Source organism: Paenisporosarcina sp. P4_E4_2 (assembly GCF_056401595.1).
Window position 1 is genome coordinate 1 of sequence record NZ_JBFUJC010000081.1, and the last position, 10,649, is coordinate 10,649.

General features: G+C 39.4%; 7 protein-coding genes and 1 pseudogene. 4 read left to right on the forward strand and 4 right to left on the reverse strand.

What is annotated here, in order from left to right:
• Positions 1-83 precede the first annotated feature (83 nt).
• On the forward strand, positions 84-701 hold the full coding sequence (locus tag AC1DSB_RS08125; protein ID WP_477586377.1) for an S-layer homology domain-containing protein: 618 nt from the start codon (positions 84-86) through the stop codon (positions 699-701).
• A gap of 244 nt (positions 702-945) precedes the next feature.
• Positions 946-3,456: a phosphodiester glycosidase family protein gene (locus AC1DSB_RS08130; protein ID WP_477586379.1), complete on the forward strand. Its 2,511-nt coding sequence runs from the start codon at positions 946-948 to the stop codon at positions 3,454-3,456.
• A 70-nt stretch (positions 3,457-3,526) separates the two neighbouring features.
• On the opposite strand, the gene AC1DSB_RS08135 is transcribed toward AC1DSB_RS08130, so the two are convergent.
• Both AC1DSB_RS08135 and secA2 read right to left on the reverse strand, forming a co-directional pair.
• Entirely contained in the window at positions 3,527-4,423 is an 897-nt protein-coding gene (locus AC1DSB_RS08135; RefSeq protein ID WP_477586381.1) for an accessory Sec system S-layer assembly protein, read from the reverse strand.
• Positions 4,423-6,783, reverse strand: coding sequence for an accessory Sec system translocase SecA2 (secA2, locus tag AC1DSB_RS08140; RefSeq protein ID WP_477586383.1), 2,361 nt, complete (start codon positions 6,781-6,783; stop codon positions 4,423-4,425). The genes AC1DSB_RS08135 and secA2 overlap by 1 nt, the downstream gene beginning before the upstream one ends.
• Before the next feature lie 249 nt (positions 6,784-7,032).
• Between secA2 and AC1DSB_RS08145 the strand changes: the two genes are divergently transcribed.
• Positions 7,033-8,073 carry a glycosyltransferase family 4 protein gene (locus AC1DSB_RS08145; protein WP_016428075.1) on the forward strand — a complete coding sequence of 347 codons (1,041 nt, stop codon included), beginning with the start codon at positions 7,033-7,035 and terminating at the stop codon, positions 8,071-8,073.
• Between the two features lie 148 nt (positions 8,074-8,221).
• On the opposite strand, the gene AC1DSB_RS08150 is transcribed toward AC1DSB_RS08145, so the two are convergent.
• Positions 8,222-9,283, reverse strand: a complete 1,062-nt coding sequence (locus tag AC1DSB_RS08150; RefSeq protein WP_477586385.1) for an LCP family protein — start codon at positions 9,281-9,283, stop codon at positions 8,222-8,224.
• 202 nt (positions 9,284-9,485) lie between these two features.
• Complete coding sequence (locus tag AC1DSB_RS08155) at positions 9,486-10,118, reverse strand: YigZ family protein (RefSeq protein WP_477532911.1); 633 nt, start codon at positions 10,116-10,118, stop codon at positions 9,486-9,488.
• Positions 10,119-10,296: 178 nt separating this feature from the next.
• Between AC1DSB_RS08155 and AC1DSB_RS08160 the strand changes: the two are divergent.
• Positions 10,297-10,649: pseudogene (locus AC1DSB_RS08160) on the forward strand (histidine kinase); the annotation flags it as partial.

The following is a 10,649-nucleotide window of genomic DNA, read 5'->3' on the forward strand; positions in this document are numbered from 1 at the left end:
GGGCCTGGCACTATTTGCATGGTGGTATTCATTTCCATATTTTGTTACACTTATAAGAGACTTAAAAAGAGGTGAGCTGTAAAATGTTGAAAAAAACTTTGTTGCTTTTGTCATTGGCAATTGTCGTCCTACTTCCTTTGAACTCGGTTCTTGCGGCTTTTTCAGATGTAAATAATACATATAAACCAGCTGTGGACCATATTGTCAGTAAAGGTTATGCACAGGGAATCAGTGAAACGCAATTCGGTATTTCCAATGAAATCAAACGTATTGATGCAGCAGTCATGATTGCCCGTGTAAATGGTTTTACTCCGGATGGGAATTATCCACAAGCAGGATTCACGGACGTTCCTCAAAATCGTCAATGGGCTGTTAATGCTCTTGCGGCTAACGGAATTATGAATGGTTTATCGACCAAGACTTTCGGAAGTTATCAATCTATGTCAYGTGAACAAATGGCGAAGGTCATTGCACTTACATACGATTTAAAGGCTACTTCTATGGATATTCCATTTACTGATGTTCTTTCGACAGTGAAACCTTTTGTAGCAGCTTTGCTTGAAAGTAATATTACGCAAGGGAAAACGGCTACTGAATTTGGTTCTAAAGCAAATATTACACGAGGTGAATTTGCCTTATTCATCTACCGTGCAGAAACTGCTGGGTCACTTACACCCCCAGAAGTAATTTCAGTTGATTAAATTGTAAAATGAAAAATTACCATCTTGTACTAATTCTGAATTGTGATACAATGAAAACGTATTAAAAATCCTGTTTTGTATTTTCATAAACTTAAAAACTTGGTTGATGCGCGAAAAAGAATCCACGGGACTGGTCTCCCGTGGATTCTTTTTCGTTTATGGAAAACAATTACAAATAGACTATTTCTATTTTACTATATTTTAGTATAATTATTAGTAGAATCTAACATTAAGGAGCTGCATCATGTACCTAAAATTTAAAAGAATGCCTGCTTTTCTACTAGCATTCATTCTAGTCTTTTCAAGTTTACCCGTTTCTGCCGCCACGTTATCTCCTGGTATACACCACGAAACTATCTCGACATCAGTGGGAGGTTACCCACAAAAAGTAAACAAACTCTCCATCGATGTCACAAATCCGTATACTAAAATCGAATACGGGGTATCCAATCCAATCAATACACTTAAGACAGTAACTAATTTATCAAAAGAACATACATATCCGAGCCATAATGTAGTTGGTGCAATTAATGCATCTTTTTTCACCTTCGAAAATCGTTATCCTTCATATTTACTGGCAAAAAATGATCAAATCGTTAATTTAGGAAGAGTTTCGACTAATTTTAATGACTATATGTACGTGCCAGCTGCATTTGGTGTGACGGCTGAAAATAAAGCGAAAGTTGGACGTTATTCGTTAGAACGTACGATTGAACATAATGGGTCGTCATTTAAAACGACAGATATGAACCGGGAAAGAGCAAATAACGAATTAATTTTATACACGGAAGGTTTTCGTGAAGAAAAAACCCGTCAAAACCAATATGGAATTGAAGTGGTTGTAACGGGAGTAACAAAAAAAGTAGACTCCCAGTTGAAATTCGGAGAAAAAGTGACCGGTAAAGTATCCGCTATACGTCCGTATGGTCAGTATACTTCTTCGACAATCCCGAAAGATGGTTTTGTTCTATCCGCATCTGGAACATCGAGTGCTAAATTATCATCTATGAAAATAGGAGACGACGTTTCACTGACAGTTGATGTTGATTCTGCATGGAAAGGCTCACAATTCATGTTGGCATCAGGTCCTTTACTCGTACAGGATGGAAAGTCTGCTTTGACAATTGATATCACAGCCGGTCGTGCAACTGAAAGAACTTCCCGTACCGCTGTTGCGACCGATGCCACTGGCAGTCGTGCATATTTCGTAACGGTCGATGGTCGTCAGTCTGGTTACAGCCAAGGTATGACTCTACTTGAATTTTCAAAGTACCTTGTTTCAATCGGTGCTTATAATGCCATCAATTTGGATGGTGGTGGATCGACAGCGATGGTTACTCGACGTTACGGAAATGTATACCCGTCTCTGATTAATCGTCCTTCTGGTGGCTCAGAACGTTCAGTCTCTGCTATTTTGGAAGCAATTAGTACTGCACCTAATGGACAAGCCACTCATGTAAATGTCTCTCAGGATCAAGAGGGAATCGTTGCTGTTGGTGCATCTCTAGGTTTTAAAGTAAATTATGTGTTAGATCAATATTATAATCCTTTAATAGTAGATTCTACGAAACTAGAACTTCAGGAAGTTTCAAATGGAGTAGGGAAGATTGAAAATAATCGCTTCGTCGGAGTGAAAGCAGGAACAGGGCAAATCACCGCAAAATACGATACCGCTACGGTTTCAATTCCTGTTACAGTTACCGATACGATTGAACAATTAGTGGCATCTCCTTCAGAAGTTCGTGTCGGACTTGGAGAATCAGCTAATTTCCAAGTGAATGGAATCAGTAATAATCAAAAAGTTATTTTCAATCCTGCAGCTGTTTCCTGGACGACAAYAGGAGGCGTAGGCTCAATCAACGGCACTACTTTCAATGCAGGAAATAGTGAAGCTACGGGTTCAATCACAGGAACATTCGGATCTGCACGTGTGTCGATTCCTGTTACAGTTTCAAATAAATCATTACAAGTCAGTGGATTAGATTCACTCACTGGATTAAAGGCAGAAACCATCCGTTCATCTGCAACCATTGGTTTAGAAAAAACGTTGCAGGCTAAAGAAGGATCCAGTTTCCTTAAGTTGTCTTATGATTTTTCAAGCTTTGCTGAGGGTACCTCCGTATCGTACTTGACTTGGCCGAACGGTTTGTCCATTCCTGCGGCACCTAAGAAAATTGGTGCATGGGTATATGGAGATGGTGCAAATCATTGGTTACGCGCAGCCATTACAGATGCTAATGGTCGCGAAACAGTGATTGACTTTACTCAAGATGGAGGACTTAATTGGGTAGGCTGGAAATACGTTGAAGCAACGATTCCGACTAATGTCCAAAGTCCAGTGAAATTGAACAAGATATATATTGCTGAAACTTCTTCAGCGAAGAAAGGTAAGGGTTCGATTTGGATTGACCAGGTCCAAGCCGTTTATTCAAATCAACCAATTCCTACAAAATCATTTGTTCCTTCTTCGTCAGCGAGAGTCGTGGATACAAATAAACAATTTACGGTGACTTTCAATCAACAAATGAATTCCGCATTTTTCAACACGAAGCATGTTTATGTCGAGGATGAGTTCGGAACTCGCCAAAGTGTAGCCGTCCGTACGGGAAGTGATGCAACTAAAGTTGTCGTCAGTGCACCAACGGGAGGATATGTGAAAGGGAAATCCTATAGATTAGTCGTTACACATTTCGTACCGAATGGAAAAGGTGTCCGAATGGTAAAAGACTCGATAACGGAATTTAAAGTTCAATAAGAAAAGCATGTGAGCGATTGCTCACATGCTTTTTCTATTTAATATGACCCGAGAGATAGATAAATCGCTTTTAAGCGCTCTGAGGCACTCTGACGGTCCATTTAGACATATCAGAATCTTTATTGATGACCATTTCCTTAGGGAACAAGAAGGTCCAGGGTTTAGAAGTATTTGCATTAACCTTAAGTTGATCAATCGTAAATGCGCCTTGTGCCACAATTTTGCCATTCGCATCGAGCACTTCCAGTGGAAGTTGCTCTAATGTGATTTGCTGGGAGTGCCCATTTCTAATAAACAGTGAGACCGCAAGTGTACCATCTGGCTGAACTTTTGCCTGGAATCCACTGAAGTTTACTTCTCTGTCATGAAGTTTAGGCAGGGAATCAACAATTTTCTTTAAGCCATCTTTTTGTTCGGCGCTTAGGGCTTCTTCCCAAGCTGCGTCCAATTCGATCTTGTGTGGTACCAACGATTGAACGTTGAAAGCTAAACGCCAACCTTCTTTAGGAAGTTCTCCTTTTAAAGTCGGTTGTTCAAAAACAAACACCCAAGGTCGTGCACTGGTTGCAGGCAATTCACCTAGTTCCGCAAGATTGAATTCTTTTACTGCCACCACTTGTTCATTTTGATCGATCAGCACGAGCTCAGCTGTATTCAATGTAATGGGAGTGGCCAATGATGTCCGTAAAAATGCTTTAACCAACCAAGCTTGTGTATTGTCGTCTTGCTCAATATCGATGCCTGATAAAGAAATTTGATTTGGTTTTAATGGTTCAAGCTCATTCGAAAGGAAGCTGAATACATATTGTTGTTCTTTTGGTACATCCCAAGCAGGATGAAGGGACAATGCTGTAGTGACTTCTTCCGACTGAGCACTCGGTTCAGTGCCATTAACTAACTCTGTTGACTCAACGGTACTATCAGCACCCGTTTTTTCGGTCTTCTTGAAAATCGAAAAAATGCCCATTAAATCGTCTCCTCTCGAGTTGAAATAATTTTCATAAAGTTGATAATCTCGGTAGCGATTGAACGGCGTAGCTCCTGGTAATGCATTTCAAAAAGCTCCAGACCTTCATTTTGGTAAATGCGCATTGGGTCTTCTTGTTGATATGCACGTAAACCGATGCCTTCTTTCAATCGGGTCATCGCCTCTAAATGTCGCACCCATGTCGAATCCAGGTAGGCAAGCATCACTTGTGGAATGGTATTCATAACCTCAGGCTGCTCAGAGAAAGTGGACATGTAATCTTTCAATTCATTTACTGCCGGCTGAAGTTGTTTAATAATATCTTTCACTTTAGAAACAGAACGATTCAATGAAACAGGTGCTAGAAGAATTTGATTCATCGTTTGTTCGATTTGGTCGAAATTCCAGTGTGCAGAAAGTTCGTCTTCTGAGCAACTTTCCCCTACAACAAACTCGACTGTTTCATCCAACATTTTGTGTAATTGATCAATTAAATCATTTCTTTCAAGCACTTTGTCTCTTAAGGTATAAATGACTTTTCGTTGTTCATTGATGACATCATCCAATTTAAGGTTGTACTCACGCATGGAGAAATGAGATCCTTCGACAATACGCTGTGTACGTTCCGTCAATTCATGAACATCTTTACCAAGGACAAGACCTAAGCTATCAGTTTTCACTTTTTTATTGAATTTCTCTAGATCATCTTTTGCAAAACGTTTGAACATATCATCCTCGAGGGAAATAAAGAATTGAGACTCACCTGGATCGCCTTGGCGTCCAGAGCGACCGCGTAATTGATTATCAATTCGACGATTTTCATGCTTTTCAGTTCCGAGGACAAATAGTCCGCCTACATCAGAAACACCATCACCCAGTTCGATATCAGTTCCTCGACCAGCCATGTTAGTGGCAACGGTAATTTGGTTTAATTGCCCAGCTTGTGAAATCAAGAATACTTCCTGCTCCACGCTTTTTGCATTCAACAGTTGGAATTCCAAGTCTAGTTGTTTTAAATATTTCGCTACTTCTTCTGATTGCAAAATAGAAGTAGTTCCGACTAAAACAGGTTGTCCAGTTGTGTGACGGGCTTTTACTTCCTTGGCAACAGCTGTATATTTCTGCTCAATCGTTTCATAGACTTGATCCGTTTCATCTTTACGAATGCGTGGGCGGTTTGTCGGAATTTGCAGAACTTGCATTCCATATACTTCAAGGAATTCTTTTTCCTGCGTTTTTGCCGTACCCGTCATCCCGCAAAGTAGGGGATACATCCGGAAATAGTTTTGAATGGTGATTTGGGCTTGGGCTTTATTTTCTTCCGTAATCGTAACGCCTTCTTTAGCTTCAATTGCTTGATGTAATCCATCAGACAATGTACGGCCATCCATGATTCGTCCAGTAAACATATCGACTAAGAAGATTTTATCTTCTTTAACGATATAATCAACATCGCGTTCAAACATTACATGAGCACGAACTGCCTGAATGACATAATGGAACAAAGTCTGATGCTCCAAATCATAAAGATTATCAATTCCAAAAGCCGCTTCCACTTTTTCGATTCCGGTTTCAGTTAATGATGTTGCTTTCGTTTCATCATCGAAATCGTAGTCCCGCTCTATGATAAATCGTTTAGCCAAACGAGCTGCAATCATATGTAAATCTGCATCAGCTGACATTTTGCCGGCTACAATCAACGGTGTTTTGGCTTCATCAACCAATACGCTATCCACTTCATCTATAATGGCAAAATGGTAAGGGCGTTGGACTTTTTGGGAGAGGTCAGGTGCCATATTATCACGCAAATAGTCAAAACCAAACTCTGTTCCCACACCGTACGTAATGTCCGCATTGTAGGCTTCTTGTTTCATGGCCGGTTGCATCAATGGCAGATTGATGCCGACTGTCAATCCTAAAAAGCGATGGATCTGTCCGATTTGTTCAAAGTCACGATTCGCTAAATATTCATTTACCGTTATGACATGAACGCCTTTCCCTTCAAGTGCGCGCACGTAAGAAGGCAGGGATGCAACGAGTGTTTTACCTTCTCCGGTTGGCATTTCGGCAATATTGCCTTCAGTCAATACTAGACCTCCAATTAACTGGACATCGAAGTGACGCATTTTTAGGACGCGTTTCGAAGCTTCACGAACAACAGCAAAAGCATCTGGAATAATGGCCTGAATTTTTTCGCCATTTTCAATTCGTTTTTTGAACACTTGAGTGTCTTCTCTTAATTCATCATCTGATTTTTGAGAATATGTATCTTCCAGGTTATTAATTTGATCTACTAATTTACGATATTTCTTTAATTGGCGTTCGCTAGTTTCTGTTGACCGTTTAAAAAGGGAAATCATAATTTTTACGCTCCTTTTATTTCTATACACCTACTTATTTTAACAAAAAATTGAAGGAAATACTATGAAACATATAATCACTTCGGACGTCTAATAGGATGAAAGTGTTTTATTTGACAAGTTAATGGTTATATTCATAGGAAGAAACATTCATTTTTACGAATACTGTTTACCATCATCGGTTTCATGCTATAATACTTATGGATTTATATGTATAAACGATTATGTAATAACTTGAGGAGGAAAGACATGCTCTACCTATCTTTGGTTCTGGCATTTGTCGCTTCGATACTACTAACACCAGTGGTGAAGGCAATCGCGTTTAAGGTGGGCGCCGTCGACCGACCTAATTATAGAAAAGTTCACGCACGTATAATGCCACGTTTAGGTGGATTAGCCATATTTGGTTCATTTTTAATTGGTTACTTTGTGCTACACCCGGAAGATCCAACTGCACTTTATATTATTTTAGGTGCTTTTATGATCATTATTACAGGTGTACTTGATGATATGTTTGAAATAACGGCAAAAGCAAAATTGCTTGGACAATTCATTGCGGCAGGAATCGTCATTTATGGCGGCTTGGAAATTGATTTCATTAACTTACCTTTTGGTGGGGAATTGGATTTTGGTTACTTCAGTATCCCATTAACGATTTTATGGATTGTCGGAATCACCAATGCAATCAATTTGATTGATGGTCTTGATGGATTGGCTGCAGGAGTATCCACAATCGCATTAATCACACTTGCAGGAATGGCATTTATGATGGGTAACATGTTCGTGTTTGCAATGGCTGCACTACTTGCAGCGAGTTCTGCCGGTTTCTTATTCTACAATTTCCACCCTGCGAAAATTTTCATGGGTGATACAGGGGCTTTGTTCCTTGGATATATGATTGGTGTACTTGCATTGCTTGGTTTCAAAAATGTTACGGTGATTTCGTTGATTATCCCGATTATTATGTTGGGTGTTCCGATTTCCGATACATTTTTCGCCATCGTGCGACGCGTGCGTTTGAAACAGCCGCTCTCAGCACCAGATAAATCTCATTTACATCACTGCCTATTGAATGTAGGATTTACTCACAGTCAAACTGTTCTTATCATTTATGCACTGGCATCGATGTTTGGTCTGGCAGCTTTGATTTTCTCACAAGCAACGTTGTGGGGGGCAATCTTATTAATCGCTGTTATGTTAGTAGCTATCGAATTGTTCGTAGAAGCAGTTGGCTTGGCTGGCAAGAACTATAAACCATTAATCAACTTTGTCCGAATGATCGGCAAATGATCATAACCTCATGCGAAATTCGCATGAGGTTTTTTTATGGTTTGATAGGGAAAAGATAAACATATTGAAACAAATTGCCATTAGATGAAAGATGTCGCTTTAAGCATAAAAAAACCCCGACACTGTTTGAAGTGTCGAGATTTTAAAGTTATTCATTATTGTCTAAATCATCTTCTTTTGCAAACTCATTTGAGTCTGTTTCAGAACCACTATCGGAGTAACTGGATGCATCAGGATTTAAGCCCAAATGGCTTTTTAGCACATCTTGCGTTTCGTTTAATGATTCTTCATCCAATAACCAGTAATAAACGCCAGTCGACATGTCGTCTGAACCTTCAAGCGACAGTGTGTCAACTTGAGGAGCACCATCTTTGATATAGGCAATGAATGATTTCATTTCGCTAAACGTCATATCTGTTTTCATGTTATCACCAACAGCATCAATTACATCGCCATACTTTGTAAAGGATGAAGCAGAAGATGCTTTCTTCATAATTGAACTTAATATTTCTTGTTGGCGTTTGCCACGTTCGATATCATTATCCAGTTTACGGGTACGGGCCAAAGCTAGTGCTTCGCGGCCGTCTAATTTCTGATAGCCTTCTTCTAATTGAATGGAGTATATGTCATTTTCATCTTTTTCAAGTCGATCATAAGGAACATGTGCATAAATGCCATCTAGTGCATCTACAACATCGATGAATGCATTAAAGTTCATTCGAACATAATAATCCACAGGTACATCGAGTAATTCTTCAACAGTTTCTATGGAAGCTTTCGTGCCGCCATAAGCAAGGGCATGAGTTATTTTATCTTTGTGTCCCACTTCAGGGATGTATACAAATGAGTCACGTGGAATGCTGACTAATTTTACGGTTTTATCTTTGTTATTAWGTGTAGCAAGCATTAATGCATCTGAACGGCTGTTGCCTTCACCTTGACCGCGTGCTTCACTATCATCAACGCCAATGAAAAGAATGGATACATTATCTTCAAGGGGTTTAACAGCTTCTTCACGTAATTCTGAGCCTGCGCGATCATGAATTGCTTCATAAGATTTGTCTGCAGCTGATTCTGCCTTTTTAGCTAAATAAATTCCGTAAGCGGTTAAGCTAATCAGGAGGGACGCAACAAGCATAGCTGAAATTTTTAGTATTAATGACTTTTTCGAGGTACCGCTTCTTGTCGTTTTATATTTTTTTCGATTCATTTTTAATCTCCTCTGGGTAGGGTTCGACCCTACTACTCAATAAGACGTCCCAAGTTAGCTCATTGTTTCGTCTCTAGCTACAGCACTCCTCATTATACAATGCTTTACCTATACCGTAAAAGGAAAAGTTTTTTACATTTTCTTTAAAATCATTACATCTGTTAAATATTTCTTGCTATATATACGCAATAAAGGCCCGAATTTAGGTGTCAAACTCAAGGAATTTGGAAGATTGTTGCTCGATTTTAGCTTGCCCATTCGTCATTTCTGTTATCCATTCTACAAATGCCTCTTCTGTTGATACAGGCACGTAGAGAAGTATTTCCACAGTATCTGCGTAATCTATGCGTTCGAGTGGATAGGTGGACCCACGCACTTCATTTTCGACTTTACCCAGCCACGTATAATCGACAGAAACTTTCATTAAATGGTGGAGTCGGCGTTCGACAATATGCGCTGCCTGAATTCCTTCGGTAGTAGCTTTTCCATACGCACGAATTAAACCGCCTCCACCTAATTTAATACCGCCAAAGTATCGCGTTACAACAACGACAGTATCCTTTAAGCCTTGTTTTTTTAAAACTTCCAACATCGGAACACCAGCTGTTCCACTTGGTTCCCCGTCATCATTCGCTTTTTGAATGGAGTCATGTTCTCCAATCATGTAAGCTGAACAATTGTGATTCGCTGATTTATGTTGAGATTTTATTTCATCAATAAAGGCTTGAGCCTGTTGTTCAGTCTCAGCTCGGTTTACGTAAGTGAGGAATCGGGATTTTTGAATAATAATTTCTGATTCTCCGAAGCCTTTAACTGTGACATAATCTTTTCTCAAATCTTTCCACTCCTCGCTGACATCTAGTTGTCATCTAATTTTAATATGTTTTTGTGTATATAGTGATATAATAAATGCAGTCATAGCAGGAATAAAGGCATATATGACGTATTATATAGATAGAGAAATGAATGATTAAGCATTCATCAGACAGTTGCTCGAAAAAGGAGAATACCCGATGTCAGGGAAAAAGGTCGATATCAATTCTTTAGATCATATTTTCAGCCAAATGGTTGAAACGATGGACCGCTCCAAAAACGATATTTTCATTATAAGCGAACAAAATCGACAAAGCTTATTACAAATGCAAAAAGAATTGGAAATTGTCCATTCGAAATTAGCTGATGTATTAATAGAAGGTGATTTGCTTGAAGAAGATACCCGTCTATCAAGAAAGCGGCTCGGCGATGTATCCAAGCATTTTAACACGTTTACGGAAGAACAAGTGCGTGAGGCTTATGAACAAGCAAACGATTTACAAATAAAACTTTCAATTAATCGTACGGAAGATCGCCAACTACGGGAACGTAG